Annotated in this window: 29 protein-coding genes and 1 tRNA gene; 18 read left to right on the forward strand and 12 right to left on the reverse strand. The window is 71.6% G+C overall.

The features are described 5' to 3' along the window. The first annotated feature begins 93 nt into the window (after positions 1–93). Entirely contained in the window at positions 94–1,152 is a 1,059-nt protein-coding gene (locus DDP54_RS10945; protein ID WP_158274507.1) for a GGDEF domain-containing protein, read from the forward strand. On the opposite strand, the gene DDP54_RS10950 is transcribed toward DDP54_RS10945, so the two are convergent. Then, a complete protein-coding gene (locus tag DDP54_RS10950; RefSeq protein ID WP_109131763.1) occupies positions 1,143–3,089 on the reverse strand; it encodes a hypothetical protein in 1,947 nt (648 codons plus the stop codon). The two genes, DDP54_RS10945 and DDP54_RS10950, sit on opposite strands and share 10 nt — an antisense overlap. 212 nt (positions 3,090–3,301) lie before the next feature. Here DDP54_RS10950 and DDP54_RS10955 point away from each other — a divergent pair. From DDP54_RS10955 to DDP54_RS10970, 4 genes are all read left to right on the forward strand, one after another. Continuing rightward, positions 3,302–3,374, forward strand: a tRNA-Arg gene (locus tag DDP54_RS10955). Positions 3,375–3,524: 150 nt separating this feature from the next. Next, on the forward strand, positions 3,525–3,704 hold the full coding sequence (locus tag DDP54_RS10960) for a hypothetical protein (protein WP_109131764.1): 180 nt from the start codon (positions 3,525–3,527) through the stop codon (positions 3,702–3,704). 287 nt (positions 3,705–3,991) lie between these two features. After that, positions 3,992–4,498 carry a hypothetical protein gene (locus DDP54_RS10965; RefSeq protein ID WP_242448348.1) on the forward strand — a complete coding sequence of 169 codons (507 nt, stop codon included), beginning with the start codon at positions 3,992–3,994 and terminating at the stop codon, positions 4,496–4,498. Next, the gene (locus tag DDP54_RS10970; RefSeq protein ID WP_109131766.1) at positions 4,495–4,983 is read left to right on the forward strand and encodes a hypothetical protein; all 489 of its coding nucleotides are present in this window, start codon (positions 4,495–4,497) and stop codon (positions 4,981–4,983) included. The genes DDP54_RS10965 and DDP54_RS10970 overlap by 4 nt, the downstream gene beginning before the upstream one ends. 121 nt (positions 4,984–5,104) lie before the next feature. Here DDP54_RS10970 and DDP54_RS10975 read toward each other — a convergent pair whose 3' ends face one another. After that, positions 5,105–5,752, reverse strand: a complete 648-nt coding sequence (locus DDP54_RS10975) for an FMN-binding negative transcriptional regulator (RefSeq protein ID WP_347338533.1) — start codon at positions 5,750–5,752, stop codon at positions 5,105–5,107. A 90-nt stretch (positions 5,753–5,842) separates the two neighbouring features. On the opposite strand from DDP54_RS10975, the gene DDP54_RS18420 reads away from it, so the two are divergent. The 3 genes from DDP54_RS18420 (at position 5,843) to DDP54_RS10995 (ending at position 9,595) form a co-directional block, all read left to right on the forward strand. Continuing rightward, complete coding sequence (locus tag DDP54_RS18420; RefSeq protein WP_197711373.1) at positions 5,843–7,993, forward strand: VOC family protein; 2,151 nt, start codon at positions 5,843–5,845, stop codon at positions 7,991–7,993. Further along, positions 7,990–8,385, forward strand: coding sequence for a hypothetical protein (locus tag DDP54_RS10990; RefSeq protein ID WP_197711374.1), 396 nt, complete (start codon positions 7,990–7,992; stop codon positions 8,383–8,385). Before DDP54_RS18420 ends, DDP54_RS10990 begins: the two co-directional genes overlap by 4 nt. 244 nt (positions 8,386–8,629) lie before the next feature. Then, positions 8,630–9,595, forward strand: a complete 966-nt coding sequence (locus tag DDP54_RS10995) for an SRPBCC family protein (protein WP_109131768.1) — start codon at positions 8,630–8,632, stop codon at positions 9,593–9,595. Positions 9,596–9,637: 42 nt separating this feature from the next. Here DDP54_RS10995 and DDP54_RS11000 read toward each other — a convergent pair whose 3' ends face one another. The 4 genes from DDP54_RS11000 to DDP54_RS11015 are packed head-to-tail and all read right to left on the reverse strand — an operon-like array spanning position 9,638 to position 12,124. Further along, the gene (locus DDP54_RS11000) at positions 9,638–10,249 is read right to left on the reverse strand and encodes a hypothetical protein (protein WP_109131769.1); all 612 of its coding nucleotides are present in this window, start codon (positions 10,247–10,249) and stop codon (positions 9,638–9,640) included. Positions 10,250–10,306: 57 nt separating this feature from the next. After that, entirely contained in the window at positions 10,307–11,122 is an 816-nt protein-coding gene (locus tag DDP54_RS11005; RefSeq protein ID WP_109131770.1) for an isocitrate lyase/phosphoenolpyruvate mutase family protein, read from the reverse strand. Between the two features lie 52 nt (positions 11,123–11,174). Further along, a complete protein-coding gene (locus DDP54_RS11010) occupies positions 11,175–11,420 on the reverse strand; it encodes a helix-turn-helix transcriptional regulator (RefSeq protein ID WP_109131771.1) in 246 nt (81 codons plus the stop codon). A gap of 29 nt (positions 11,421–11,449) precedes the next feature. Continuing rightward, complete coding sequence (locus tag DDP54_RS11015) at positions 11,450–12,124, reverse strand: DUF2975 domain-containing protein (protein WP_158274509.1); 675 nt, start codon at positions 12,122–12,124, stop codon at positions 11,450–11,452. A gap of 174 nt (positions 12,125–12,298) precedes the next feature. Between DDP54_RS11015 and DDP54_RS11020 the strand changes: the two genes are divergently transcribed. Further along, positions 12,299–12,739 carry a YciI family protein gene (locus DDP54_RS11020; RefSeq protein ID WP_109131773.1) on the forward strand — a complete coding sequence of 147 codons (441 nt, stop codon included), beginning with the start codon at positions 12,299–12,301 and terminating at the stop codon, positions 12,737–12,739. Beyond that, a complete protein-coding gene (locus DDP54_RS11025; RefSeq protein WP_109132533.1) occupies positions 12,736–13,950 on the forward strand; it encodes a DUF6596 domain-containing protein in 1,215 nt (404 codons plus the stop codon). Before DDP54_RS11020 ends, DDP54_RS11025 begins: the two co-directional genes overlap by 4 nt. Before the next feature lie 47 nt (positions 13,951–13,997). Here the strand turns inward: DDP54_RS11025 and DDP54_RS11030 are convergent, their stop codons facing one another. Further along, the gene (locus tag DDP54_RS11030) at positions 13,998–14,387 is read right to left on the reverse strand and encodes a hypothetical protein (protein WP_109131774.1); all 390 of its coding nucleotides are present in this window, start codon (positions 14,385–14,387) and stop codon (positions 13,998–14,000) included. Between the two features lie 124 nt (positions 14,388–14,511). Here DDP54_RS11030 and DDP54_RS11035 point away from each other — a divergent pair, with 124 nt between their 5' ends. Beyond that, the gene (locus DDP54_RS11035; RefSeq protein ID WP_109131775.1) at positions 14,512–14,892 is read left to right on the forward strand and encodes a DUF2200 domain-containing protein; all 381 of its coding nucleotides are present in this window, start codon (positions 14,512–14,514) and stop codon (positions 14,890–14,892) included. Between the two features lie 25 nt (positions 14,893–14,917). Here the strand turns inward: DDP54_RS11035 and DDP54_RS11040 are convergent, their stop codons facing one another. Then, positions 14,918–15,376 carry a MarR family transcriptional regulator gene (locus DDP54_RS11040; protein WP_109131776.1) on the reverse strand — a complete coding sequence of 153 codons (459 nt, stop codon included), beginning with the start codon at positions 15,374–15,376 and terminating at the stop codon, positions 14,918–14,920. Between the two features lie 45 nt (positions 15,377–15,421). Here DDP54_RS11040 and DDP54_RS11045 point away from each other — a divergent pair, with 45 nt between their 5' ends. From DDP54_RS11045 to DDP54_RS11065, 5 genes are all read left to right on the forward strand, one after another. Then, on the forward strand, positions 15,422–16,255 hold the full coding sequence (locus tag DDP54_RS11045; RefSeq protein ID WP_109131777.1) for an alpha/beta hydrolase: 834 nt from the start codon (positions 15,422–15,424) through the stop codon (positions 16,253–16,255). Positions 16,256–16,331: 76 nt separating this feature from the next. Next, positions 16,332–16,868 (forward strand): toxin-antitoxin system HicB family antitoxin, encoded by a 537-nt coding sequence (locus DDP54_RS11050; RefSeq protein ID WP_109131778.1) that lies wholly within the window; start codon positions 16,332–16,334, stop codon positions 16,866–16,868. Between the two features lie 52 nt (positions 16,869–16,920). Continuing rightward, a complete protein-coding gene (locus DDP54_RS11055) occupies positions 16,921–17,763 on the forward strand; it encodes a DUF4097 family beta strand repeat-containing protein (protein WP_109131779.1) in 843 nt (280 codons plus the stop codon). Positions 17,764–17,781: 18 nt separating this feature from the next. Continuing rightward, positions 17,782–18,558 (forward strand): ATP-binding cassette domain-containing protein, encoded by a 777-nt coding sequence (locus DDP54_RS11060; protein WP_109131780.1) that lies wholly within the window; start codon positions 17,782–17,784, stop codon positions 18,556–18,558. After that, positions 18,555–19,379 (forward strand): ABC transporter permease, encoded by an 825-nt coding sequence (locus DDP54_RS11065; RefSeq protein WP_109131781.1) that lies wholly within the window; start codon positions 18,555–18,557, stop codon positions 19,377–19,379. Before DDP54_RS11060 ends, DDP54_RS11065 begins: the two co-directional genes overlap by 4 nt. 39 nt (positions 19,380–19,418) lie before the next feature. Here DDP54_RS11065 and DDP54_RS11070 read toward each other — a convergent pair whose 3' ends face one another. Beyond that, entirely contained in the window at positions 19,419–19,940 is a 522-nt protein-coding gene (locus DDP54_RS11070) for a MarR family winged helix-turn-helix transcriptional regulator (RefSeq protein ID WP_197711375.1), read from the reverse strand. A 208-nt stretch (positions 19,941–20,148) separates the two neighbouring features. Here DDP54_RS11070 and DDP54_RS11075 point away from each other — a divergent pair, with 208 nt between their 5' ends. Together DDP54_RS11075 and DDP54_RS11080 are read left to right on the forward strand one after the other, a co-directional pair. After that, positions 20,149–21,219 (forward strand): alkene reductase, encoded by a 1,071-nt coding sequence (locus DDP54_RS11075; RefSeq protein ID WP_109131782.1) that lies wholly within the window; start codon positions 20,149–20,151, stop codon positions 21,217–21,219. A gap of 141 nt (positions 21,220–21,360) precedes the next feature. After that, a complete protein-coding gene (locus DDP54_RS11080; protein ID WP_197711376.1) occupies positions 21,361–22,311 on the forward strand; it encodes an aldo/keto reductase in 951 nt (316 codons plus the stop codon). A 50-nt stretch (positions 22,312–22,361) separates the two neighbouring features. Here DDP54_RS11080 and DDP54_RS11085 read toward each other — a convergent pair whose 3' ends face one another. From DDP54_RS11085 to DDP54_RS11095, 3 genes are all read right to left on the reverse strand, one after another. Then, a complete protein-coding gene (locus tag DDP54_RS11085; RefSeq protein ID WP_109131783.1) occupies positions 22,362–24,743 on the reverse strand; it encodes an excinuclease ABC subunit UvrA in 2,382 nt (793 codons plus the stop codon). Between the two features lie 73 nt (positions 24,744–24,816). Next, a complete protein-coding gene (locus tag DDP54_RS11090; RefSeq protein ID WP_109131784.1) occupies positions 24,817–25,227 on the reverse strand; it encodes a VOC family protein in 411 nt (136 codons plus the stop codon). A 4-nt stretch (positions 25,228–25,231) separates the two neighbouring features. Next, positions 25,232–25,678 carry an AraC family transcriptional regulator gene (locus DDP54_RS11095; protein ID WP_242448350.1) on the reverse strand — a complete coding sequence of 149 codons (447 nt, stop codon included), beginning with the start codon at positions 25,676–25,678 and terminating at the stop codon, positions 25,232–25,234. Positions 25,679–25,754 lie beyond the last annotated feature (76 nt).

Consider the following 25,754-nt stretch of genomic DNA (forward strand, 5'->3'; position numbering starts at 1 on the left):
AGCAGCCATCCGTGGTCGACGCGGAGATGAACTCTGGCCGAACCTCGGATGGAATGCCTGGTCAGCGGGCAGATCGGCCGGGATAGTGCCGACGTGGACTCCAGCCAGATCGCCTTGTACAGCGCAGGGACGCGTGGTGCGCTCCGCGGCTTCCCTGCGGTTGCCAGCCCGACGGTGCGGACCCTCGCGCACCCCGTCGAGGCCGTCGACGTCACGATGACCGTCGCGCGCCTCGAGCAGCTGTTCCGCCCGGCGGACGTCGCGAGCGTCGTCGTCCTCGACCACGACGATCCCGGTGCCGTCGGCCTCATCACGCGCGACCGGTTCATGGCCGTGATGTCCGGCCGGCTCGGCTACGGGCGGGCCATGCTCTCGCGCAAGACGGTCGCCGAGATCACCGACTGGCAGCCGCTCGTCGTGGAACCTGACGCGCTCGTGTCCGAGGCGGCGATCGTCGCGATGTCGCGGGCCACCGAGCGCCGGTATGACGACGTGCTCGTGCGCGCCCACATCTGGGCGGTCGTGCCGACGTCGGACCTCGTCCGGTCCCTGTCGACCGTGCTCGCCGTCCGGTCCCTGCACGACGCACTCACGGGTCTCGCCAACCGCGACCTCGTGCTGCGGCGCCTGCGCCAGCACTGCGCCGCGGTCACGGACACCCCCGAGCGCGTCGCTCTCGTCCTGATGGACGTCGACGACCTCGCGTCGGTCAACGACCGTCACGGGGTCGAGACCGGAGACCTGCTGCTGGCCGCGATCGCCACGCGGCTGACCCGCGCGGCTCCACCGCTGGCCGACCTGGGACGCATCTCGGGGGACGAGTTCGTGCTCGTCGTCCGGCTCCCGGCGGCCCCGGGTCCTGACGACGCGCGTCGGGCCCGGGCCGACCTCGGTGCCCGCCTGCGCGCATGCCTCTCCGAGCCCGAGCCCGGCATGCCCGACGGCGGCTGGCGAACGGTCAGCACGGTCATGAGCCTGTCCGAGCCGGGGTTCGCCGACCCGGACGCCCTGCTGCGGGAGGCGTTCGCGAGCATGCGGGCTCGCAAGGCGCTCGTGGCCGGTCGGGAGGTCCCTGAACCCCGGGTCGCGCGATTGATCGGTGCGGACGTCCCGGGGCGCTGGCCGATGGACGACGCGGGCCCTCAGAGCTGAGTGGCCACCAGGGCCACGACCAGCCAGCACAGCCCGGCGAGCAGGGGGACCGACGGCAACCGCTGCACGCGCGGCGGGACTGCCGAGGAACCTGCGACACGGGCCTTCTCCACCCGCGCAGCGACGTCCCGAGGATCGCCGCTGCCACGCGTCAGGGGTAGGGAGTCGGCCGCGACGGGCAGGAGGATCGCGTCGCCGTCCGAGTCGTTGTCGGTGTCGAGACGGATCACGAGGGACGTGTCGTCGCTGACGACCGACGTCACGCGCGGCCACGCCACGAGCTCGTCGACGAGCCTGCCTCGCAGACGCAGCCAGCGTGAGCCCACATCCAGGCGCACCTGTCCGAGCACGGACCACGTCCACCCGGCGACGGGCATCGCGATGATCGTCGAGACCACGCGGATCGCGGGGGCGTCGTCGAACAGCCAGGCGAGCACCCAGCCCTCGACCGGCAGGGCCACCCACGGCAGCCATCGGCCGGTGCGCCGCGCGAAGCGGAGGAGCACCGACTGCCGATGGTCCGAGAAGATGCGCCACGCGGAACGGTCGTTCGCGTGCGGATCGACAGGTGCCGCGGCGCGCCGCGGCCGCCGCCAGCGCGGCGGCGTCAGAGCGGTCTCGGTGACGTACCAGCGCCCGTCGGCGTCGAGCAGCGCGGCCGGTGCGGTGTCGTGGTCGAGGCCGACGACGACCACGGGTGCGTGATCCCACGTCATCATCGTCGGAACCGAGGCCGAGCTCGGACCGTCGTCGGCATCGGAGTCCGCGAGCGAGCGTGCCATCTCGAGCAGCTCGGCATCGCTCAGGGACGCGACTCGAACCGCCGGGATCTCGTCGAACGAGTCCCGGTCGTCGGTCTCGTTGACGTCGTCCGGCCACTGCTCATCGGTCTCGGCACCCCACCACGAGGCGAGACGCGGCGCCGTCGCGAACGTGCGGGTGACGTCGTCGAACGGCGTGAGCAGTGCGCCGTTCGACCGGGGGGACCAGGTGGCTCGCACCTGGAACGCGGGACCGCCGTCAATCAGGAGCGCGACCATCTCGCGACGACGCCGTCGCACCGCGGCGAACCAGACAGTGCCGACGAGCAGGCCGCCGACGCCGGGGATGAGCGCGTACGTGGGGTCGAAGACGTCCATGGTGGCCTCGGCCCGGTGCGTCCGCGGCTGGTAGCGGACCTCCATGTGCTGGCCCACCTCGGCGTCGGAGGACGGCAACGGGACCAGGTAGCTCGTGTCGTCGATGGTCACGTGCACGCCCGAAGCGCCCGCGGTGACAGCATCGACGGTCGTCGTCGTCACGAGCGAGTCGCTGCGGAAGTCCTCGGCCGCACGCGCGTCGTGCGCAAAGACCGCGAGCCCAGCCACACCGACCGCGAGGCATGCTGTTGCGCCGGCGAGCCGCGTCACGCGCGGGCGCACGAGGTGCGCCCGAAGCGGCTCGGGAACCTCCGGGACCAGAACGACGGCCTCCGACGACAGCCGCCAGACGCGGCCCACCGCTCGCTGGCGGGCCCGCGTGACGCCGTCGGCGACCGCCAGCACCAGGAGCGCTCCGCCTGCAGCAGCCCAGATGCCTGGCGCGCCCGTGTTGGCCGCAGGCACGGCGGCGACACCCAGGCACGAGACGGCCGCCACCGCGGCACCGATGCTCGGGTTGACGAAGACGAGGGCGAAGCACGCGATGATCGCCGACTGCAGTGCGCTCGTCCCTACGTACCGGGGTCCCTCGACCATGGCGGCGGTCGCGTGACCACTCTCGCCACCCGCTGCCACCATGATCGCAACCAGCAGGGCGACCACCACCGCGAGCTTGAGGGAGCCTGACGGGAGGCGTTGCGACCAGTCCGCGGAGCGGTGGGCGAGGAGCGCGGGCACGCGGGTCGGCCGTCCCGACGCGTGGCCGTCGCCGGAACGCCCGGCCGCAGGTGTCGCCACTGTCGACTGCCGCCCTTCGAGACACGGACCCGAGCAGGTCGCGAGTCAGTGGCCACACGGTAGCGGTCGGCCAGGTCCGTCGCGGGAGATTGCGCCGCTGCGCCGCCTCCGGCTGAGCAGCGCTCGCGCCAACGCCCACGTGCCCGTCAGGCGGTACGTGTCCGCTAGCCTTGACGGGTCCCTTCCGGAGCCGCGGCGGCATCCGGATGCTCGCGCCTGTAGCTCAGGGGATAGAGCACCGCTCTCCTAAAGCGGGTGTCGGCAGTTCGAATCTGCCCAGGCGCACAGAGTGTTGGTGCAGGTCAGCGCGATGACGACTGCGATCGACGCCGTCGGCGCGACCGTTCCAAGGGTGGCGTGGTCAGTGAATGGTCAGTGGGCTGCGCCCCGCACGCGGGTGCGGCGTCGGCTGAGCGCCACGCGGGAGGATCGACCATGAGCGAGGACTACAGCGCCGCCGCGGACTGGGCGGAGCGCGACATGACGTTGCCGCAGCACTCCACCAGCGCCCGGCGGGGACGGGCGGCCGCTGACGTCGGCCGCGACCTTGTCGAAGAGGCCGGCTATCGACTGGGCCGTGTTGGCGACGCCGATGACGGCCATGTCAAGCGATGACGGGATGACGTCGAGCAATGACGACTTCGCCGTCCGGCACCCGTCGCGCGCGACGGCTGGGGCGCCGGGCCGCTGACCGGACAACTGTCGATGGACACTCCTCTTCCGTAGACGGTATGGTTGTGTCCATGGATGTCGAGCTTGCGGAGGCCGCCCGGATGATGGGCGTCTCAGCCGTCCGCGCCCGGCAGCTGGCGCGGGAAGGCCGGCTTCGCGCCCGTCGGGTCGGCGGTCGGTGGCTGGTGGATGCGGCCTCGGTGCCGAGCGCGCCCCGGAGGGGCCGGCCCATGAGCCCTCGAATTGCCTGGGCTCTGGTGGAGATCAGCCGTGGCGGCTCGGCGGACTGGATCGAGCCGAGGGAGTCGTACCGGTTGCGTCAGGCGCTCGACCGACTGGTCGCCGACGGCGAGCCCGAGATGCTCCTTCGGTCCTGGCTGGCGTCGCGCGCCGAGCGGGAGCTCCTGTCGGCATCGGAGATCGCCGCGCTCCGCGCCGACCCGCGTCTGGTCCTCTCGGGCCTGTCCGACGAACGTTCCGGCCTGTCGGCAGCCGCCAACGTGGAGGCCTACGTCCGGGCTGAGGACGCGGTCGCCGTGCGCCGCGATCACCTTCTGGTCGACGCCGGGTCGAACGCCAACGTCGTCCTGCACGTCTCACCGCTGCTTCCCGACCGACCCGTACCTGTCCTGCTGCTGGCCGCCGACCTCGCCGAGCACGACGGGCCGCGTGAGCTCGCTCGCGCCCGAGAGCTCATCGCTGACTGGGCAGCGTCCCGATCGGGTGCGGTCGCATGAGCGTCGTGATGCCGCCGATGACCCGTGGGCAGCGGGAGGCGTGGAGCGGGCTCCTCGACCTGTCCGAACGCCACCCAACCGGGTGGACACTCGTCGGCGGCCAGATGGTGCACCTGCACTGCATCGAGCGCGGCGTCGCGCCGACGCGCCCGACTGACGACGTCGACGCCGTCCTCGACGTGCGAGCTGAGCCGGGCGCGCTGCACTCGTTCACGACCGCGCTCGTCGAGCTGGGATTCGCCTCGACCGGTGAGTCCTGGGAAGGCCACCAGCACCGCTGGCAGCGCGGCGAGGCGCAGATCGACGTGCTCATCCCGAGGCATCTGGGGGAGCGGGCCGCTGGGCGACGGGGCGCGTCCGAAGGGACGACGATCGAGACGCCAGGCGCCCAGCAGGCACTGGACCGGACGCAGACCGTCGAGGTCGTTCTCGACGGGCGCAGCGGCTTCGCGCGTCGGCCCAGTCTGCTCCGGGCCGATCGCTGATCGCGTTGGCGTCAGCTGGATGGCGGTCGCGAGACCGCGGCTCGTCATCGCCGTCTGCACTCGCTCGACGTCGGCCGCCGAGATCGTCGCGATCGGGGGCGGACCGAACGGTCGTCCCAGGTCAGGACCGTGAGCGATCGACCATCGCCGCGGCGTCGGGTCGGCCATCTTGCCCCAGACCGGTCACGACCCCATCGATGTCCCGGTCGGGGCGATTCTGGCTCATCTTGACCTTCACCTCGACCCGGGAGATCACCAGCTCGACGCCGACGATGGCCCTAAGTTGACCAGCCGTGAATCTCGCCGGTGCGTCGTCCACGCTCCACGGGTGCTCACGGCGCGCCTCGTGCCGGTCGGTGAGTCTGCGCACCAGCGCGCCGACCCACGCCGTGTCGTCATGGACGACGAGCTCCCCGTAGACATGCGCCGTCGCGTAGTTCCAGGTCGGTACGACGCGCCCGTGCTCGGCCTTGCTCGCATACCAGGACGGTGAGATGTACGCGTCCGGCCCGTGCGCGATGAACAGCGCCTCCCCGCGCACAGCCTGCTGCCACTGGTCGTTGTTGCGGGCGAGATGCCCCACCAACGAGCCGCGCGAACTGGTACCCGCATCGAGCAGCACGGGCAAGAACGTCGCGACAAGGCCGCTGTCCGTCGAGATCACGAGGTCGCCGGCCACCACGTCGGCCAGGAAGCGGGCCGAGGCGTCGCTGTCGGGGGCGAAGTGCGCAGGCGTGTACATGAACGCCAGTATCGGCTCGTCGGACATCACGAAGTGAACCTGTCAGGCCCACCACAGACCCGGCAGTGACGCCCCCACGGAGTTCGAGGACCTTCACACCGCCGCGGTCACCGCGGCATGATCACCACATCGGAACTGTCCGGGAGGCCGGGTCAGGCTCCCCGCCGCCGCGATCGACAGCGGCGCGTAGACATCGAAGATCAACCCTCAAACCCCACCGCTCCACGCGGGGCACTGCCAACGGCGTCCGTCAATGCCCCGGCCGGGACAAGATCACTATCCGGAAGGAGATCGTCCGAAATGGACTCGACAGTGCCGGGCATGACAGAGATCGGCACGGATTGGCGCGTGGTCGATGGCGCTGCGACGGCGTGGTTTGACGCGCCTTCGCTGATCGCGGCGGCTTCGCTGGCCGGGCGCATCGTCGAGCTGTCGGCCGAGATCATCGTCGACCTGCGCGCGACAGGCATCCGGGTGCGCCTCGACTCGGACGAGCACGCCGAGGCGGTGTCGGCGGCCGCGCGGGATCTCGGGCTTGCCGCCAACCCTGCCGTGCTGCAGCACCTGAGCGTCGTGTTCGACTCCGCGAACCCGTCTGCGGTGAGGCGGTTCTGGCAGCGCGCGCTCGACTACGCGCCTGGGGAGGACGGCGGTTTGGCGGATCCGTTGCGGCGCGACCCCGCGATACGGATCCGGCAGTCGACCGAGCCACGGCCGTCGCGCAACCGCATCCACCTCGACTTGGTGCGGCCGGCCGCGGCGGTCGAGCAGGCGGGCCTCGGTGAGGCATCGGGACCGTTCGGGGTCTGTCACTCCGACCCCGACGGCAACGAGGTCGACCTCGTGCCGGGCGCGGCGCTCGGCGAGAGGATCGGGACGGCCGACTGGCAGGCGGTGTTCAGCGCCATGGCGTGCTACCGCATCACCTCGCCGACGCAGCAGCGTGATCTTGCCGCAGCAGCAGCGGCGCTGGCCGACGACACCGGCTTCCCGCTGCTGGTCGACCTGCGCCCCGGGCTTGTGATCATCGACAGCGGCAAGGACCAGTGGGAGGACGACGCCCACGGCCTCGAGCTCGACTTCACCGACCTCGCCGGGAACCTCCAGACCGCTGCCCGCGGGCTCGGGGCCACTGCGGATCCGGGGCTGCCGCGCTTCGCTCAACTCGTCCTCGACGCCACCGACGTCGCCGTGGTCCGCGCGTTCCGGGTCGCCGCACTCGGATACGCCCACGACCGGCGAGCGGGGGTCAGCGACATCGACGATCCTCGGCGGCTGAACCCGGTGCTGCTGTTCCAAGAGATTGACGACTCGGAGACGGAGCGGCGTCGGCAGCGCAACCGCATCCACGTCGAGCTCGCTGTGCCGTCGGACCTCGCGCAGACGCGCCTCGCCACGACCTTCGCAGCCGGTGGCCGGCTCCTTGCCGAGTCGGGGATCGCTGGCGGTTCGCCGACCCGAAGGCAACGAACTGGTGATCGTCAGTGGGGGATGAGCTCGCGTTCGACTTGGCATGACCGGTATCCACCCGGCGCCGTCATCGCGACGCCGGGCCGATCGCCGCTCGCTCGTCGACAACGGCAACTTGCGATTTCTCTACTATTGTTGGCGTGCGCCCACTATGGTGGAGGCCGGGGAGGTGCCATGCAGACCCAGCATCCGCTTGCAGTGATCACGCCAACCCTCGACGGGGACGTCCTCGCCGTCCTCGCGACCGCCGATGCCCCGCACACTGTCGGGGGAATCCAGAAGCTCCTCGGCGGCCGGTCTTACGAGGGGATCCGCAAGGTGCTGACGCGCTTGACCGCGCAGGGCACTGTCACCTCTCAGCAGGTCAGCACCGTGGTGAGCTACCGGCTCAACCGGGAGCACCTCGCGGCCGAGCACATCATCGCGCTCGCCGACCTGCGCGGGGCGCTGATGGACCGGGTTCGGTCTCAGGTTCAGGCATGGCCGACGCCGCCGGTGTGGGCGGCCCTTTTCGGCTCAGCCGCGCGAGGTCAGATGCTTCCTGACTCCGACATCGACCTGTTCCTGGTGGACCCGGCCGTCGACGCTGATCAGTGGGAAGCCCTGGTTGACCAGCTGTCGCGGGACGTGTCCAGGTGGACCGGGAACGACGCGAGAGTGTTGTCCATGACCGAGGCCGAGGTGCGGGCGAGTGCGGTCACGCGAGACCCGATCCTGCAGTCGTTGCTCGAGGACGCGCTGACGATCAGCGGGGACCCGGTCTGGCTGCGCCGCGTGGTCGCAGGTGCACGGCGATGACCCCGCGCACCGTCAAGGCCGACGAGGCGATGCGCCGAGGACGGCTGGTCAAGGCTGAGCAGTTCGCCGACGCGGCGGTTGCCGTCGACATGCTCGCCGACGAGGCCTCGGACGTCGCCGACGCCTACGTCACGCTGTGTGTTCACGCGGGCATCGCTGCCGCTGATGTGGTCTGCGCCGCCCGCCTGGGTGAGTACTCCCGTGGCGAGAACCACGACGAGGCGGTCGCGCTGCTCTCGGCGGTCGACAAGAACCTGGCAGGACACCTGCGTGCGCTGCTGACCATGAGGACCCTGGCCGGGTACAGCCATTCGCCGGTCAGTGCCGACCGGGCTCGCCGTGCTGGGCGAGCGATGGCAGCACTTCTGGAGGCCGCCCGCGCGGCTCGCTAGGCCTTCGTGCAGGTCAGGTTGTCCGGAAGGCGCAGCCGAGATGCGACCCGGTCCGACCGCCGCTCTGGCTGCGTACCCCGGTCGGATGCGCAGTTGCTCGCGTCGGGCGCTCATGCGCACCTCCGAACCCGCCGAGGCAATGGCTGTGACGACGATCTCGCGGTGGATGGGCGTGCTGAGTGGCAGGTGGGGCCGCCGCGCGCTGTTTCCCGGCTCATCGGCTGAGGGGCCCGGATTCCAGGCCGTGGTTGACGTCAGTGGCGAGTACATCGCTGAGATCCCGAGGTCGCCCGCTGACGTGTGGGGGTGGCTCACCACCCCCGCGAACCACTTCGGCGCGCGGGACGGGTTCGTGTTCCCCGGCCCGGGACCGGAGCGATGGTGCCTCCTGACGGAGGCGGCGGGAAGCATGATCGGCGTCATCGCCGATGTCGTGGAGCGCGAGGACGGCCGCCGCATCGTGCTGCGCTTCGTCAGCTCCGAGACCACCTGGGTCTGGAGCTGGAGCGTGTTCGATGCCGGCATCACGCTGGGCGCTCCGACGTCGCTGGTCCGCCTGACGATCTCAGCAGCCATGCGTGCCCACGTCGCCGAGGCGGCCGGGCGCGGGCTTCAGACGGCCGCTCAGCGAGCGTTGGCCGAGATGAATCATCAGCTCAGCGGCGCCCCGCCGCCGGCGCCGCTCAAGGGGGCTGACACCCGAGCCGCGGAGCGGGCACACAAGCACAGGTCGATGGGGCCGCCCACCCGGGGCGAGGTCGACGTGCAGGTCGTCATCCCGTTGCCCGTGGACGACGTGTGGCGCGGCGCGCTCGATGCCAGCACCTTCACGGTCGACGCGTCCCCCGGGGAGCACCCTGGCGTGGTCCCCGGAACACCGGTCGGCCAGCTCGGGGAGCTGCGCTACGTGATCACCTCGGTGGGGGGCCAGCGGTTCGTGCGGTTCCATGAGGTCGTCGGTGTTGGTCCGGGACGTCGCCTCGTCTTGCGGAACCAGTCGTCGAGTCACCCGGCGGAGTCCGTCACGACGGTCGAACCGCACCCGGATGGCGCCCTGGTGCGGGTCGTCTGCGAGATGGTCGTCCATGGGGAGCAGGCTCAGATGGCCGACGCGACCCGCGCGGCGTTCCGTGCTCACCTCGCGCGCCTGAGCGACGAGCTGGTTCGACGGGCGAGCGTCGATCAAGAGCCGCCGTCGCCCGAGGCATGACGTCACTGTGCTGGGGCGAGGCAGGCAGCCAGACGCACTGCGCTAGGTGTACAACCACGGCCAGAAGCGATCGACGGGAGCTTGAGAGGCGTCGACCACCCAGCTGCCGTTCGTGTCGATGCGCCACAGGCCACGGTTCAGAGCGTCGAGCCACAGGCGCAGCCGGTCCAGCAGGTCCACGCGGGTCGCGCGCGAAAGGTCGTGGGAGAGGTACAGCCCTGTCGAGGTGCCCGAGGTGCCCGAGGTGCCGGGGGTGCAGTCCACGTACAGCCGGTCCTCGTCGACGATGATCATCAGGTAGTGGCGGCGGAAGTACAGCTCGTCGCCGGGGTCCTCATCGGAGTAGTCCCCGTCGTCGTCCCCGTCGAACGTGATCCGCTGCAACGACCGTGAGTTGTCCAGCGACCCGCGCAGGTCGAAGAACCGCCCCATGGGGGTCAGCCCGCGCAGACCGTTGTCGGGCCCGGTATCGCCGTCGTGCCACATCCAGATCGCGGCCACCTCGTCCGACACATGCAGGTCGTGCTCGAGCGTGAGCGCGTCGACCTGCGCGCGGGTCAATCCCGGACGCAGCCGCTCGATGCACGGTGCGCCGAGATCACGCAGCCGCGACTCCCACTCCTCCAGCAGCTGCGTGACCTCAGTCGCACTCATTCGAGCCCCTGACTTGTTGCGCTTCGCGAACGTCGGAACGGCCGGTGGAACCAGCGGTCACGGGCCGAAGCGTCGTTGCAGGTCGCCGTACGAGATCGCACCGTCGAGGAACCCGAGTGTCCCGGAGTCGAGCAGCTCCCTGCCGGCGCGCTCCACCAGGCTGAGCGCGGCTCGGGCCAAGCTTCCGCCGACGCTGACCCGCTTGACGCCGAGCGAGAACAGGGTGGGTGCGTCGATGCGGTTCGCCAGACCGGCCACCACGTTGAGTGGGGCCGGGATGGCCGCGGCGAGCCGCCGGATCGTGTCCGCCTCGACGATGCCGGGCACGAAGATGCAGTCGGCCCCCGCGTCGATGTAGCGGACTGCCCGCTCGACCGTCTCGTCGAACGCGTCGCCGGTCGCGGGGACGAAGTAGGTGTCCGTACGTGCGTTCAGTACGAAGGTGCCGCGTGGCGCCGCGGCTCGGGCGGCAGCGACCCGGTGGACGGCCTCGTCGATGCCGAACAGCCTGCCCTCCGCCGCGTCCTCCAGGTTGCCGCCCACCGCCCCGAGCTCGACGGCCAGGGCGACGGTGCGGCCGACCTCGTCCGCGGTGTCGCCGTACCCGGCTTCGAGGTCGGCGGTCACGGGCACGCCGACCGCGGCCACGATGCGACCGAGGTGCTCGAGCATCGTGTCGCGGTCCAGGGCCTCACCGTCGGGCACCCCGCAGGACCACGCGATGCCCGCGCTGGTCGTGGCGATGGCCGGGAAGCCGACCTGCTCGAGGATCCGGGCGGAGCCGGCGTCCCAGGCGTTGGGGAGCACGAACCCGGGACCTGCGTGCAGGGCAAGCAGCGCTGCCGCCTTCTGGGCCGAAGCTGCGGTGGTCATGATCCGACCATATCGACGTCGTGCTGTCTCGGCGGTCGTCGCGTCGAGGGTGTCAGGGAGCAGATCGGGTGACGCTGAGCAGGTCGCCGGGCTGGCAGTCGAGCGCATCGCAGATCGCGGTCAGGGTCGAGAACCGGATCGCCCGGGCCCGGTCGTTCTTCAGGACCGACAGGTTCACGACCGTGACCCCGGCGCGCTGCGCGAGCTCGGTGAGCGTGAGCCCGCGCGACGCGAGCAGGGTGTCGAGATGGCAGGCGACCCGGTGCTCCCCGGCACCGGCGACGCCGTCGTTCGGCACTGGACCCGGGTCCGACGGGGTCGGCCGGCTCACACGAGACCCGCGGTGTCGGCGCTGATCTGTGTCCCACGCCGGAACGCCTCCGCCACCACGAAGATCAGTGCCGCGATGCCGAGTGGCGCGACCTCGACGCCGAAGACCACCGCGAAGGGGTTGGCGCTGCTGGCAGCGTCGAACGACGTCATCACCGCGAGCGCGGCAAGATTCGGCAGGACCGGCGCGAGCATCCCGACGACTCCCACGATCGCCCCGGTCCACCCGATCCGGGCAGCATTGCTCCGCCGGAACGGGTCGCCCGCCGCGACCGCGTTCACGACGGGGGCGAGCAGCAATGCGCATGCCCCGAAGCCCAGCCCGAGGAGGGCGGCGTCGCCACGTGCGAGGAAGCCCGTCCAACGGCTGGCGTAGCCGGCCTCGGTCACGAGCTGCAGTCCGTGCTCGGCGGCCTGGAGCCGGGCACCGTCGGGCAGGACGACGTCGTCGACGCTCACCGTGGTCGGGCTCTGCGGGCTGCCGTTCGGCACCTCGATACTGATGGGAACGGTCACGGTGGCCGGCGCTTGGGTGGCGCCGTTGACCGCGTACCCGACCCCGCCGACGGCGGCCACGATTCCGGCGAGCAGCAGCAGGCGTGCGATGGCCCGGCTGGTCCGCGGTCCGACGTACTCCGTGTTGCGCAGCGTCACCGACAGCTTCGACTTCATGGCTCCCCCTGGCTGGGCGTGCATATCGAGGATCGATACGTTCAACACCGTACATATCGATCATCGACATGTCAACGCCGGCGACGGCTCCAGGCGCAGGCACGTAGAGAACCGCCGGTCGGCTCCGTTCTCCGAGTGATGGTGCCAATCTGGGCACGACGAAGGAGGAGCAACATGGCCACGTACCTGCTGATCGTGGACTTCCAGAGCGGTCCGGACGACGCGCCGATGTCGGCGTGGTCCGACCAGGAGGTCGCCGACCACCTGAGCTACTACGAGCGGTTGAACGCCGAGCTCGTCGCGAGCGGTGAGCTCGTCGACACGGTCATCCTGACGGGTCCGGACCTGGCCAAGATCGTGCGGTCGGACGGCACGGTGCCGGTCGTCACCGACGGCCCGTTCCAGGAGTTCAAGGAGTGGGTGGCGGGCTACCAGATCGTCGACGTGGAGTCCGAGGATCGGGCGCTCGAGATCGCGGGCCTCGTGTCGGCGGTGCCGGGGCGCGGAGGCGTGCCGACGCAGCAGCCGATCCAGGTGCGCCGGCTGATGGAGGCCGGACCGTCGAACGTCGAGGAGATGGACGCGTTCCTGCACACGGCGAGCGACCCGCGCTGAACGTCCCGGGCGAGGTCGAGGACCTCCTGCGCGAGCTCGCGCCGCAGGTGCTCGGCACGCTCGCGCGCCGGTGGGGCGACTTCGACGCCGCGGAGGACGCCGTCCAGGAGGCGCTGATCGCGGCCGCGACGCACTGGCCGGCGGACGGCATCCCCGAGCGGCCGAGCGGCTGGCTCCTGCAGACGGCGTCCCGCCGGATGGTCGACCAGTGGCGCAGCGACGTGGCCCGCCGCGATCGTGAGGCCCGCGTGGCCACCGAGCCGCACGCAGCGGGGGTTGCTCAGGAGGACGACACGCTGACCGTGCTGTTCCTCTGCTGCCACCCCGCGCTGACCCCGACCTCGGCCGTGGCGCTGACGCTGCGTGCCGTCGGCGGGCTCACCACGGCGGAGATCGCGCGGGCGTTCCTGGTGCCGGAGGCGACGATGGCGCAGCGGATCAGCCGGGCGAAGCAGCGCATCGTGGCGTCGGGCGAGCCCTTCGCGATGCCCGCGCCTGAGGAGCACCCGGCCCGGCTCCGCAGCGTCCTTCAGGTGCTGTACCTCATGTTCAACGAGGGCTACGCGGGCAGCGCGGGCTCGGATCTCACCCGTGTCGACCTGTCCGACGAGGCGATCCGACTGACGCGTCTGGTGCACGCGGCCGGCCACGGGGGTCGCGACGATGCCGAGGTCGCCGGACTGCTCGCACTGATGCTGCTCACGGATGCGCGACGACCGGCGCGCACCGACGCGGCCGGCGTCCCCGTGACTCTCGCGGATCAGAACAGGGCGCTGTGGGACCACACCAGGATCGCGGAGGGCCTCACGCTCCTCGACGACGCGATCGGGAGCGGCGCCGTCGGCGAGTACCAGCTCCAGGCCGCGATCGCAGCGGTGCACGACCGTGCGACCAGCGCGGACGCGACGGACTGGCCCCAGATCCTTGCGCTCTACGGGCTGCTCGAGCGGCTGACGGGCAGCCCGGTGGTCACGCTCAACCGAGCGGTCGCCGCGGCGATGGTGGACGGACCGGCCGCGGGCCTCGACATCCTGGCCCGTCTCGACGACTCCCTGCCCCGGCTCGACCAGCTGCGGGCGCACCTGCACGAGCTCGCGGGCGACCGCGACCTCGCCCTCGCGCACTACCGTCGGGCGGCGGGCCGCGCGACGAACCTGGCGGAGGGACGCTACCTCGACGCGCAGATCGCCCGCCTCACGGGTGGCGGCTGACGTCCCGACGTGGCCGAAGACCCGTACGGGCGATCGTCGTCCGCCCCTCAGCCGTCCCGGAGCCCGTGGTCGAGAGTCGACGTGTCGCCCTCGAACGGTCGCAGGACGTCCGGTGCCGGGAACGGGAGGACGTAGCTCCGGGTCACCGCGTCAACGGTGCCGAAGTCGTCGACCTTCACGACGACCCGCTCAGGTGTCACCTCCACGATGCGCACCCGCGCGCGAGTGCCGTCTCCCAGGTCGAGCTGCCAGAGGTCGGCGAGCCAGTGCAGGCCGCGCGCATCGAGCGACTCCTCGGCGTCCAGCCAGTCGACTGCGCCGGTCACCTCGCGTCCGAGCGCGTCGAGGGCGACGAAGTGGTCGCCGTCCGGCCGGATCCACCCGAGCCGCTCACGGTCGCCCGCTCGGCGGTGCTCGATCCAGTCCTCGTGCGGCATCGGCCGATCGTAGCGACGGGCGGCGCTTCTCGGTCGGCGTCGTCATCGATCCCGGCCGATCCCGGAGCTAGGGTCGCCCTAGGGGTGCCGTATCCGCAGCCGTACCTGTTCTGGGGGTCAGACCATGCCGAGACATCGGATCTTCGCCTTCAGCTTCGCCAGAATCTACGCGTTGTACATCGCCAAGGTGCAGCGGAAGGGTCGCACCCAGGCGGAGGTGGACGAGGTCATCTCGTGGTTGACGGGATACGACGCGGCCGGCCTGGAGCGGGTCATCGCTACCGAGGTCGACCTGGAGACGTTCTTCGCGCAGGCTCCCGCCCTCAACCCGCACGCGTCCCTCATCACCGGCCTGATCTGCGGGTACCGGGTCGAGGAGATCGAGGACCCCCTGATGCAGCAGATCCGCTACCTGGACAAGCTGGTCGACGAGCTGGCCAAGGGCCGGAAGATGACGGCGATCCTGCGGGGAGGGGGCAAGGCCGACGTCCGGCCGGCGACGTGATCGACGCTCGCCGCCTCCGCTGGGGTCAGTCCCGCTCGTGCAGCCGGGCGGTCTCGCGTGCGGTGATGTCGATCGATGCCGTGAGGTGGCGCTCGAGGAACTCCAGCTCGGCGTCGGTGTAGGTCGCGTACAGCTCCTGGAAGGCCTCACCGATACCGGCGTAGACGTTCTCGTCGGCGGCGAGGGCCTCGAGGTCGACGCTGACGACGACCTTGCGGCGGTCGGTGGGGTCCGCTCCCCTGCGCGCCAGGCCGCGACGGACGAGGCGGTCGACGACCCCGGTGACCGCGCCTGAGGTGACATCGAGCGCGCGCACAAGCGCACCCGCGGTCTGCGGACCCTCCCGCAGCAGGATGCTCAGGGCCCGCATCTCGGTGAGGCCCAGTCCGTAGGTTGCCGCGGCTGCCTGCTGGAAGAGGGCCGTCTGGGTGGCATCGGTCTCCGAGAGCAGCTGGAGGCGTTGGAGGCGGTCGGCACGGTCCATGCAGGTATCTTGGCAGGTAAGTCTCTTAGTCGCTAAGATAATGCGATGATCACCTCGACGGACGGGACCGCCCTGCGCGTGCACTCGATCGGCGCCGGGCCCGGGCTCGTCGTCGTGCACGGCGCGATGCAGAGCGGGACGAGCCAGCTCGAGCTCGCCCGCCTGCTCGCCGACACCCGCACCGTGCACCTGCTCGACCGCCGCGGCCGGGGCGGATCGGCACCGGCCACCGGCACGGCCATCGAGGTCGAGGACCTGCGCGCCGTCCTGGTCGCGACGGGCGCGCACGACGTGCTCGGCATCAGCTCGGGCGCGATCATCGCGGCACGGGCGGCGCTCGCGGGCGGCGAGATCCGGCGTCTCGCCCTGTTCGAGCCGCCGCTCGCGATCGGCGGCTCGGTGCGGCTCGACCTCCTGCCGCGGTTCGATGCCGCCCTCGACGCCGGGGACGTGCCGCGTGCTCTGGCCGTCGCGATGCGGCTCGCCGAGATGGGGCCGCCGTGGATGTTCCGTCTGCCGACCGCGCTCCTGGCCGCAGCGTCGCGGCGCATGCTCGCGGCCGACGACCGGGCCACGATGGCCGAGGGGCGTGCGCACGTGCGCGAGCTGGCGTACGCCCTGCGCGCCGACTTCGCGGTCGTCCGCGAGAACGCCGACCGCCTCGAGGAGCTCGCGGCGATCGACGTGCCGACCCTCCTGCTCGACGGCTCCGCGACCCGCCCGTACCTGCGTGCCGCCGTCGTCGGCCTGGCCAGGGTCGTCCCCGGCGCGCGGCACGTCGAGCTGGCCGGCCTGACCCACTCCGCGACCCAGGATCGTGCGGAGCGGGGTCGCCCCGAGCTCGTCGCTCCCGCGCTGCGCGAGTTCTTCGCGGTGTGAGGTCCTGACCGGCCACAACGAGATGACACCACGAACGGTGTTGCCATGACGTCACTAGTGGTGTCACCATGACGTCATGGACCTCACGCGTTACGTCGACGACCTCCAGCGCCGCCTCGCCATCACGGCCGACGCCGCGGGCGACGACGCCCGGCAGCTCGCCGAGCGCCTGACCGCGCCGCTCGACGCGGCCGTGCGGCTCATCCTTCTCGACGCGCTCTCCGCCGCGGCGGGCGAGATCTCCGCCGAGCTCGCACCCGGCTGGGTGGACGTGCGCCTGCGCGGCGGTTCCCCCGAGTTCGTCGTTGCCGTGCCCGCACCCGTCGCCGCGGCCGAGCCGACCTCGACCCCCGCGCGCCCGCTGTCTCCCGAGGGGCTGCCGACCGCGCCGGACGCCGACGCCGAGGCCGGCACCACGACCCGCACCACCCTGCGCCTGCCGGACCACCTCAAGACGCAGGTCGAGGTCGCTGCCGCCCGCGAGGGCGTCTCGGTCAACACGTGGCTCGTGCGTGCGGTCGCCGCGGCTCTCGAGCAGACCACCGGCAGGCCCGCCGCGCCGACCCGACCCGAGCAGCGCGGCACCCACCGTCAGACCGGCTGGGTGCGGTGAACGCACCCGCCGGCACGACACCCGCTCCACGTCGAACCCCGAGGAGAACCTGATGCCCACCTTCCCCGCCCCCACACCGGTTCCGGTCACCATCGACGTGCCCTTCGGCGACCTGCGTGTCATCGCCAGCGAGCGTGACGACGTCGTCGTCACCGTCCTGCCCGCCGACCCGGCCAAGGCGGGCTCCGTGCGCGCCGCCGAGGAGACGCGCGTCGAACGCGCGGGCGACGGCGTCGCCATCACGTACCCGGCTGCCTGGAAGCAGTACGTCCGCCCGTTCGCCGCCGGCGGTGCGATCGTCACGGTGGAGCTGCCCGCCGGCTCGGACCTCAGCGGCAAGGCCGGGTCGTTGCACGCGGAGGGCAGGCTCGGCACGATCGACCTCGCCCTCAACGGCGGCGACGCGCGGGTCGAGGAGGCCGATCGCGTCGACCTCAAGGTCTCGGCCGGGTCGGTCGTCCTCGGCCGTGTGACCGGGCACCTGAACGTCAAGGCGAACGCCGGCTCCGTGCGCGTCGCCGAGGTCGGGGGCGGCGGCACGATCCGTGCGAGCAACGGGACCACGAACATCGGGTCGCTCACGGGGTCGCTGGAGGTCATGGGGGCGAACGCCGAGATCGTGGTCGGTCGCGTGCGCGGCACGTTCTCCGCCAAGGCCGCCCACGCCGGCATCAGCGTCGCCAACCTCGAGTCCGGCAGCGTCACGCTCGCCACGTCGTACGGCTCGATCGAGGTCGGCGTGCCCGCCGGCACCGCCGCCTGGCTCGACGTCGCCTCGGAGCACGGCACGGTGCGCAACCAGCTGACGCCCACCACGGGCCCCGTCGACGACGAGGCCACCGCCGAGATCCACGCCAGCACCGGCTACGGCGACATCATCGTCCGCCGTCCCTGAGGAGTGAGGAGAACCACCATGACCAGCGACCTCGCCGTCGACGTGCGCGGCCTGCGCAAGTCCTACGGGGACCAGACCGTGCTCGACGGCGTCGACCTCGCCGTCCGGGCCGGCACCGTCACTGCGCTGCTCGGCCCCAACGGCGCCGGCAAGACCACCACCGTGGGCATCCTGTCGACGCTGCTCAAGCTCGACGGCGGGAGCGCCCGCGTCGCCGGGCACGACGTCGTCGCACAGCCCGAGTCGGTGCGCGCCGCGATCGGCGTCACCGGCCAGATGTCGGCCGTCGACGACCTGCTCACGGGCGTCGAGAACCTGCGCCTCATGGCCTCCCTGCACCACCTGGGCCGCCACGAGGGACGCGAGCGCGTCGACGCGCTGCTGACGCGGTTCGGCCTGACCGACGCCGCCCGCAAGCCGGTGTCCACCTGGTCGGGCGGCATGCGCCGCAAGCTCGACCTGGCGATGACGCTCGTCGGCGCCCCCGCCGTGGTGTTCCTCGACGAGCCCACCGCGGGCCTCGACCCGCGCAGCCGCCGCACGCTGTGGGACGAGGTGCGTGCCCTCGTGGCGGGCGGCACCACGATCCTCCTGACCACGCAGTACCTCGAGGAGGCCGACCAGCTCGCCGACCGCGTCGCTGTGCTGGACCGCGGCCGCATCGTCGCCGAGGGCACCCCCGCGGAGCTGAAGTCCACGCACGACGCCGGCTCGCTCGACGACGTGTTCCTGCGCCTCACCGAGCCCAGCTCGGAGCTCGCGTCCGACCCGACCACGAAGAAGGTGGCCCGATGACGACCCTCACGATCGCCCCCACCGCCGGCGCCCGCCCGCTGGCGGACACCCTGACCATGCTGCGCCGCAACCTGCTGCGCGCCGTGCGCTACCCAGGGCTGACCAGCTTCACCATCGGCATCCCCATCGCGCTTCTGCTGCTGTTCGTCTACGTGTTCGGCGGGGCGTTCGGCGCCGGGGTCGCGCCTGGCGTCGCCACCGGCTCGGCCGGCCGGTCGGCGTACCTCGACTACATCACCCCGGCCATCCTGCTGTTCGCGGTCGTCGGCGCGGCGCAGAGCGTGGCGATCACCGCCGCGATGGACGCCACCAGCGGGATCATGCCGCGCTTCAAGACGATGGCCATCTCCCCGGGCTCGGTGCTCGGTGGGCCGGTGCTCGGCACCGTGGTCCAGGCGCTCGTCGCCGTCGCCGTGGTGCTCGGGCTGGCGGCGGTGCTCGGCTACCGGCCGCACGCCGGTGCGCTGGGCGGGTTGGCGCTGGTCGGGCTGATCGCGCTGGTCAGCTTCGCGACGAGCTGGCTGTGCGTCGCGATGGGGCTCGCCGCCAAGTCCGTGGAGACCGCGTCGAACACCCCGATGATCCTCACGGCGCTGCCCTTCCTCGGCAGCGGGTTCGTGCCGGTCGAGACGATGCCGACGGGCGTGCGCTGGTTCGCGGAGTACCAGCCGTTCACCCCGATCATCGAGACGACGCGGGCCCTGCTCACGGGCACGTCGGTGAACGGCTCGACGACGCTCCAGGCCGTCGTCTGGTGCCTGCTGATCGCGGGGCTCGGCTACGCGTGGTCCCGCTCGCTGTACCGCCGCGAGCGGGGCTGACGGCTGACCCCGCGAGGGCCTCGGCGGCCCTCGCGGGCCTCAGCAGACGAGCGGGTCGGCCGAGTCGTCGGTCGCGCCGGCCAGGTTGTGCTCGATCCGGGCCAGGCAGGTGAGCGCCTCGTCACGGAGGTCGTCGCCGAGGTCACCCGTCGCGGTCGCCTCGAGCTCTGCCCAGAGCCGGGTGACGTGGTCGCGGACCGCGAGGCTCGCCGGCGTGGCCTCGACGATCGTGGCCCGGCGGTCGGTCGCGCTCGGGCGCCGCCGCACGAACCCGGCGTGCTCGAGGCGCTGGACCGTGCGGGTCATGGTCGCCGCGTCCGAGCCGAGGTGGCGGACGAGGTCCGTCTGGCGCTGCGGGCCGTGGTCCCAGAGCTGCATCATCACGAGCTCTTGGCCGGGGTGCAGGCCGACCTGGCGGAGCAGCTGTCCGGCCAGGGTCCGGTGCAGCCGTGCGACGCGGAAGATCGCCGCGGTCAGCACACCCGCCTGGGCCGACGGCGGCAGGCAGGGGCCCTCGAGCTCGGCAGGCATCGCCCGCGCATCGTCGGCTGTGACGCTCATCTCCACCCTCCGAGTCGCCGGTCACTGCTCGGCCAGGAACAAGGGTATCCCGCTCGGCGGAAGCGAGGGAAGGGATATTGCTGTTCGGACAAGTAGTGAGTTACTGTCCAGACAAGCAATCCGCCACGACCGGCCTCGCCGGGCCGTTCCGGGACGGGCGAGAGCCGGGCGAACGCCGGGTGCGCGCCGGGACGAGGAAGAGGGACACATGAGCACCGCACTGAGCAGCTATGACTTGGCCGGACAGCGACTGAGCAACCGGATCGTGATGGCGCCGATGACGCGCAGCCGCGCGTACGGCCCCGGCGCGACGCCGACCCCGCTGATGGCCGAGTACTACGCCCAGCGGGCGACCGCCGGCCTGATCGTCACCGAGGGGATCCACCCGTCGGTCGTCGGCCAGGGCTACCCGGACACCCCGGGGCTGCACTCGCCGGAGCAGGTCGAGGCGTGGCGGGCCGTGACCGATGCCGTGCACGAGCGCGGCGGCCGGATCGTCGCGCAGCTCATGCACGCGGGGCGGGTCGGCGACCCGGCGCTGCTTCCGGACGGGTTGCTCCCGGTCGGGCCGTCGGCCGTCGCCGCCGACGGGCAGATCTACACCCACCAGGGACCCAAGCCGTTCACCGTCCCGCACGAGCTGACGGAGCCGGAGATCCTCGCGACCGTCCAGGACTTCGCCGACGCCGCGCGCAACGCCGTGGCCGCCGGGTTCGACGGCGTCGAGATCCACGGCGCCAACGGCTACCTCGTCCAGCAGTTCCTCGCGACGAGCGCGAACCGCCGCACCGACGCCTGGGGCGGTTCGGTCGAGGGCCGCATCCGGTTCGCGGTCGAGGTGGCCGCGGCCGTGGCCGACGCCGTCGGGGCGGACAAGGTCGGCATCCGGCTCTCGCCAGGGACGCCGCTGCACGACATCGCCGAGGACGACCTGGACGCGCAGTACGCCGCGCTCGTCGCCCGGCTGGCGGACCTGGGTCTTGCCTACATCCACGTGCTCGAGGTGCCAGGCCAGCGCGACCTCGTGCTCCGGATGCGCGCCGACTGGCCCGCCACCTTCATCCTCAACCCGGCCACCGAGGGTCGACCCACCGGACCTGAGGAACTGGGCCTGCTCGACGACGGCAGCGCCGACCTGATCGCCTTCGGCGCGCTGTTCCTCGCCAACCCCGACCTGCCCGCACGACTCGCGGCCGGCGGACCGTTCAACGCGCCCGAGACCACCGGCTTCTTCGGCGGCGACCACCAGGGCTACACCGACTACCCGACGCTCAACTGACCCCCGAGGACGTGTAGCCCGTCGACGGCGCGCTCCCGCGGCTCCGCTGGTCGAGCCGCGGGAGCGCTCCGCAGCGCTGCCGCCGTGTCGAGTAACGTCGATCCACCCGACGGGACGGCTGCAGCGAAGGAGAAGCACCCGATGGACGAGATCGCCCGACGGCCGCTCGGCCGCACCGGTCTGCTGGTCAGCGAGATCTGTCTCGGCACGAGCCCGCTCGCGAGCATGCCCGAGCTGTACGGGTACGCCGTCGACGACGCCCGCGCCGAAGCGACGATCGAGGCCGCACTCGCGAGCCCGGTCAACTTCATCGACACGTCGAACAACTACGGCGGAGGCAGCGCCGAGACCCGCATCGGTCACGTGCTGCGGCGCCACGGCGGGCTCCCGGACGGCGTCGTCCTGGCCACCAAGGTCGACGCGGACCGGGAGACCCGGGACTTCTCCGGGGACCGGGTCAAGCGGTCCGCCGAGGAGAGCCTGTCCCGCCTCGGGCTCGACCGGATCCAGCTGATGTACCTCCACGACCCGGAGTTCTACCTGACGTTCGACGAGGCGATGGCTCCCGGCGGCCCGGTCGCGGCGCTGCGGGACCTGCGGGACGCCGGGGTCGTCGAGCACATCGGCCTGGCGGCCGGCGACGTCCCGCTGATGCGGCAGCTCGTCGCGACCGACGAGTTCGACGTCGTGCTCAACCACAACCGCTTCACCCTCGTGGACAGGAGCGCCGAGCCGCTCATCGACGACGCGGTCCGACGCGGTGTCGCGTTCGTCAACGCGGCGCCCTACGGCGGTGGCATCCTCTCCAAGGGCCCCGGCGCGCGGTCGACCTACGGCTACCGGGACGCCGACGGCGTGGTGCTCGAGCGCGTCCGGCTGATGCAGGCGGCGTGCGAGAGGCATGGCGTGCCGCTCGCTGCGGCGGCCCTCCAGCTCTCCCTGCGGGAGCCACGCGTGACCTCGACGGTCGTCGGTGTGTCGAGCCCCGAGCGCATCGCCGAGACGGTCGCACTCGCCCGGCTCTCCCTCCCGGTCGAGCTGTGGGACGAGCTGGCGGACCTCACCCCGCCCGCCGAGCACTGGCTGACCTGACCGTGCTCGGGTCGTCACCCACCCGCGACTGACACGCGGCTGACGGGCAGTCAGGCGCCGACGTACGCCGCGAGGTGCTCGCCGGTGAGGGTGGACCGTCCGGCGACGAGGTCGGCCGGGGTGCCCTCGAAGACGATGCGCCCGCCGTCGTGGCCGGCGCCGGGGCCGAGGTCGATGATCCAGTCGGCGTGCGCCATGACGGCCTGGTGGTGGGCGATCACGATGACCGACCGGCCGGAGTCGACGAGCCGGTCGAGCATGCCGATGAGCTGCTCGACGTCGGCGAGGTGCAGCCCGGTGGTCGGCTCGTCGAGGACGTAGACGTCGCCCTTCTCGGCCATGCGGGTCGCGAGCTTGAGCCGCTGCCGCTCGCCGCCCGACAGCGTGGTGAGCGGCTGGCCGAGGCTGAGGTAGCCGAGCCCGACGTCGGTGAGCCGGTCGAGGATGGCGTGCGCGGCCGGTGTGCGGGCCTCGCCGGTACCGAAGAACTGCTCGGCCTCGGTCACCGACATCGCGAGCACCTCGCTGATGTCGCGCCCGCCGAGGTGGTACTCGAGCACCGAGGCCTCGAACCGCTTGCCGTCGCACACCTCGCACACGGTCGCGACGGTCGCCATCATCCCCAGGTCGGTGAAGGTGACGCCCGCGCCGTTGCAGTTCGGGCAGGCGCCCTCGGAGTTGGCGCTGAACAACGCCGGCTTGACGCCGTTGACCTTCGCGAACGCCTTGCGGATCGGCTCGAGGAGCCCGGTGTACGTCGCCGGGTTGCTGCGGCGCGAGCCCTTGATCGCGCTCTGGTCGACCGACACCACGCCGTCGCGGCCGGCCACCGAGCCCTGGATCAGCGAGCTCTTCCCCGACCCGGCCACGCCGGTCAGCACGACCAGCACGCCGAGCGGGATGTCGACGTCGACGTCCTTGAGGTTGTGGGTCCGCGCGCCGCGCACCTCGAGCCTGCCCGACGGCGTCCGCACGGACGGCTTCACGGACGCACGGTCGTCCAGGTGCCGTCCGGTCAAGGTGCCGCTGGCCCGCAGCCCGTCGACGGTCCCCTCGAAGACCACCTCGCCACCCGCGGTGCCGGCACCGGGTCCGAGGTCGACGACGTGGTCGGCGATGACGATCGTCTCGGGCTTGTGCTCGACGACGAGCACCGTGTTGCCCTTGTCGCGCAGCTGCAGCAGCAGGGTGTTCATCCGCTGGATGTCGTGGGGGTGCAGCCCGATCGTCGGCTCGTCGAAGACGTAGGTGATGTCGGTGAGCGACGAGCCGAGGTGCCGGATCATCTTGGTGCGTTGGGACTCGCCGCCGGACAGCGTGCCGGCCGGCCGGTCGAGCGACAGGTAGCCCAGCCCGATCTCGACGAACGAGTCGAGGGTGTCCCGCAGCGCCTCGATCAGCGGCGCCACCGACGAGTCCGACAGCCCGGCGACCCACGCCGCGAGGTCGCTGATCTGCATCGCGCACGCGTCGGCGATGCTGAGGCCGCCGATCTTCGAGGACCTAGCTGCCGCCGACAGTCGGGTCCCGTCGCACTCGGGGCACGTCGTGAACGTCACCGCGCGCTCGACGAACGCGCGGATGTGCGGCTGCAACGCGTCGACGTCCTTCGACAGCATCGACTTCTGGAGCTTCGGGATCAGCCCCTCGTAGGTGAGGTTGATGCCCTCGACCTTGATCTTGGTCGGCTCCTTGTGGAGCAGGTCGTGGAGCTCCCGCTTCGTGAAGTCCCGGATCGGCTTGTCCGGGTCGAAGAACCCGCAACCGCTGAAGATGCGTCCGTACCAGCCGTCCATGCTGTAGCCGGGGATGGTGAGGGCGCCGCCGTTGAGGGACGTGCTGTCGTCGTACAACGCGGTCAGATCGATGTCGGTGACGGAGCCCCGGCCCTCGCAGCGCGGGCACATCCCGCCGGTGATGCTGAAGGTCCGGCGCTCCTTGACGGTCTGGCCGCCGCGCTGGAAGGAGATCGCGCCCCCGCCGGTGGCGGACGCGACGTTGAACGAGAACGCCTGCGGGGAGCCGATGTGCGGCTGGCCCAGGCGGCTGAACAGGATGCGCAGCATCGCGTTGGCGTCGGTCGCGGTGCCGACCGTCGAGCGGACGTTGGCGCCCATCCGCTCCTGGTCGACGATGATCGCGGTGGTCAGCCCGTCGAGGACGTCGACGTCGGGCCGCGCGAGCGTCGGCATGAACCCCTGGACGAACGCGCTGTAGGTCTCGTTGATCATCCGCTGCGACTCGGCGGCGATCGTGTCGAACACCAGGGAGCTCTTGCCCGAGCCGGAGACACCCGTGAACACGGTCAGCCGGCGCTTCGGGATCTCGATGCTGACGTCTTTGAGGTTGTTCTCCCGCGCGCCGACCACGCGGATCAGGTCGTGGCTGTCGGCAACCTGCAGCGCCGGCTGCGTCCCGTTCGTCGTGGCCATGCTCGTGGTGTCTCCATCCGTGCGGCAGGCCGCCGACGATAGCCCCTGTCGCCTGCTGTGACCGCCCGACGGCTCAGGTCGTCTGGTTGATGCGGAGCAGGTTGCCGGCGGGGTCGCGGACGGCGCAGTCGCGCACCCCGTACGGCTGGTCGGTCGGTTCCTGGACGACCTCGGCGCCGCTGGCCTCGAGCTTCGCGAAGGTGCCGTCGAGGTCGGTCGTGGCCAGGGTGACGCGGCCGAAGGTGCCCTTGGCCATCATCTCGGCGATGGTGCGGCGCTCGTCCTCGGTGATGCCGGGGTCGGCGGTGGGCGGCTCCAGGACGATGGAGGTGCCGGGCTGGCTGGTGGGGCCGACGGTGATCCAGCGCATCCCGCCGAACCCCACGTCGTTGCGGACCTCGAAGCCGAGGGTGTCGCGGTAGAACGCCAGCGAGGCGTCCGGGTCGTCGTGCGGCAGGAAGGCGTAGTGAATGGTGATGTCCATCTGTTCAGGCTAGGCGGGGCTCCGCGACCCGCGCTTCTCGATTCCTGATCGGTCGGGTCACCTGCTTCGCGACGCAGGACGGCATCTCCGCGCCTCCTGCGGCCCGGCGCCGGTAGATGCTGGGTGGCATGCCGACAAGCTCGGTGAAGCGCGTGCTGAAGGTTCCGAGCGACGAGCAACCGACCTCGAAGCAGACCTCGGTGACGCTGAGGTCGCCTCGACGCAGCAGCGCCATCGCGCGCTCGATGCGCCGCGTCATGAGGTACGTGTACGGCGCCTCGCCGTACGCGATCCGGAACTCGCGGCTGAGGTGACCGGCCGACATGTGCACGCCGCGGGCGAGCGCCTCGACGTCGAGCGGCTGCGCGTACTCGCGGTCGATCCGGTCGCGGACGCGTCGCAGCCGCGCGAGGTCGCGCAGGTGCTCCGCCGGGGTGGCGCTGCTGGTCACCTGACTGATCGTGCCACGCGACACCGACGAGGTCACCGGGCATAGCCTGGCTCGGGTCATGTCGACAACGGGCGAG

Origin of the sequence: Cellulomonas sp. WB94, assembly GCF_003115775.1 — a bacterium.
GTDB lineage: Bacteria > Actinomycetota > Actinomycetes > Actinomycetales > Cellulomonadaceae > Cellulomonas_A.

What these genes read in the sequence shown, in the direction of transcription:
- DDP54_RS11070 (WP_197711375.1), bottom strand. Translation starts at nt 19,940, where the DNA reads ATGAGCGTCACAGCCGACGATGCGCGGGCGATGCCTGCCGAGCTCGAG.
- DDP54_RS11045 (WP_109131777.1), top strand. Translation starts at nt 15,422, where the DNA reads ATGATCACCTCGACGGACGGGACCGCCCTGCGCGTGCACTCGATCGGC.
- DDP54_RS11080 (WP_197711376.1), top strand. Translation starts at nt 21,361, where the DNA reads ATGGACGAGATCGCCCGACGGCCGCTCGGCCGCACCGGTCTGCTGGTC.
- DDP54_RS10965 (WP_242448348.1), top strand. Translation starts at nt 3,992, where the DNA reads ATGAGCCCTCGAATTGCCTGGGCTCTGGTGGAGATCAGCCGTGGCGGC.
- DDP54_RS11040 (WP_109131776.1), bottom strand. Translation starts at nt 15,376, where the DNA reads ATGGACCGTGCCGACCGCCTCCAACGCCTCCAGCTGCTCTCGGAGACC.
- DDP54_RS11065 (WP_109131781.1), top strand. Translation starts at nt 18,555, where the DNA reads ATGACGACCCTCACGATCGCCCCCACCGCCGGCGCCCGCCCGCTGGCG.
- DDP54_RS11035 (WP_109131775.1), top strand. Translation starts at nt 14,512, where the DNA reads ATGCCGAGACATCGGATCTTCGCCTTCAGCTTCGCCAGAATCTACGCG.
- DDP54_RS11020 (WP_109131773.1), top strand. Translation starts at nt 12,299, where the DNA reads ATGGCCACGTACCTGCTGATCGTGGACTTCCAGAGCGGTCCGGACGAC.
- DDP54_RS11000 (WP_109131769.1), bottom strand. Translation starts at nt 10,249, where the DNA reads ATGAGTGCGACTGAGGTCACGCAGCTGCTGGAGGAGTGGGAGTCGCGG.
- DDP54_RS11005 (WP_109131770.1), bottom strand. Translation starts at nt 11,122, where the DNA reads ATGACCACCGCAGCTTCGGCCCAGAAGGCGGCAGCGCTGCTTGCCCTG.
- DDP54_RS11030 (WP_109131774.1), bottom strand. Translation starts at nt 14,387, where the DNA reads ATGCCGCACGAGGACTGGATCGAGCACCGCCGAGCGGGCGACCGTGAG.
- DDP54_RS10990 (WP_197711374.1), top strand. Translation starts at nt 7,990, where the DNA reads ATGACCCCGCGCACCGTCAAGGCCGACGAGGCGATGCGCCGAGGACGG.
- DDP54_RS11015 (WP_158274509.1), bottom strand. Translation starts at nt 12,124, where the DNA reads ATGAAGTCGAAGCTGTCGGTGACGCTGCGCAACACGGAGTACGTCGGA.
- DDP54_RS18420 (WP_197711373.1), top strand. Translation starts at nt 5,843, where the DNA reads ATGATCACCACATCGGAACTGTCCGGGAGGCCGGGTCAGGCTCCCCGC.
- DDP54_RS11075 (WP_109131782.1), top strand. Translation starts at nt 20,149, where the DNA reads ATGAGCACCGCACTGAGCAGCTATGACTTGGCCGGACAGCGACTGAGC.
- DDP54_RS11090 (WP_109131784.1), bottom strand. Translation starts at nt 25,227, where the DNA reads ATGGACATCACCATTCACTACGCCTTCCTGCCGCACGACGACCCGGAC.
- DDP54_RS10975 (WP_347338533.1), bottom strand. Translation starts at nt 5,752, where the DNA reads ATGTCCGACGAGCCGATACTGGCGTTCATGTACACGCCTGCGCACTTC.
- DDP54_RS11055 (WP_109131779.1), top strand. Translation starts at nt 16,921, where the DNA reads ATGCCCACCTTCCCCGCCCCCACACCGGTTCCGGTCACCATCGACGTG.
- DDP54_RS11085 (WP_109131783.1), bottom strand. Translation starts at nt 24,743, where the DNA reads ATGGCCACGACGAACGGGACGCAGCCGGCGCTGCAGGTTGCCGACAGC.
- DDP54_RS10970 (WP_109131766.1), top strand. Translation starts at nt 4,495, where the DNA reads ATGAGCGTCGTGATGCCGCCGATGACCCGTGGGCAGCGGGAGGCGTGG.
- DDP54_RS11050 (WP_109131778.1), top strand. Translation starts at nt 16,332, where the DNA reads ATGGACCTCACGCGTTACGTCGACGACCTCCAGCGCCGCCTCGCCATC.
- DDP54_RS11060 (WP_109131780.1), top strand. Translation starts at nt 17,782, where the DNA reads ATGACCAGCGACCTCGCCGTCGACGTGCGCGGCCTGCGCAAGTCCTAC.
- DDP54_RS10960 (WP_109131764.1), top strand. Translation starts at nt 3,525, where the DNA reads ATGAGCGAGGACTACAGCGCCGCCGCGGACTGGGCGGAGCGCGACATG.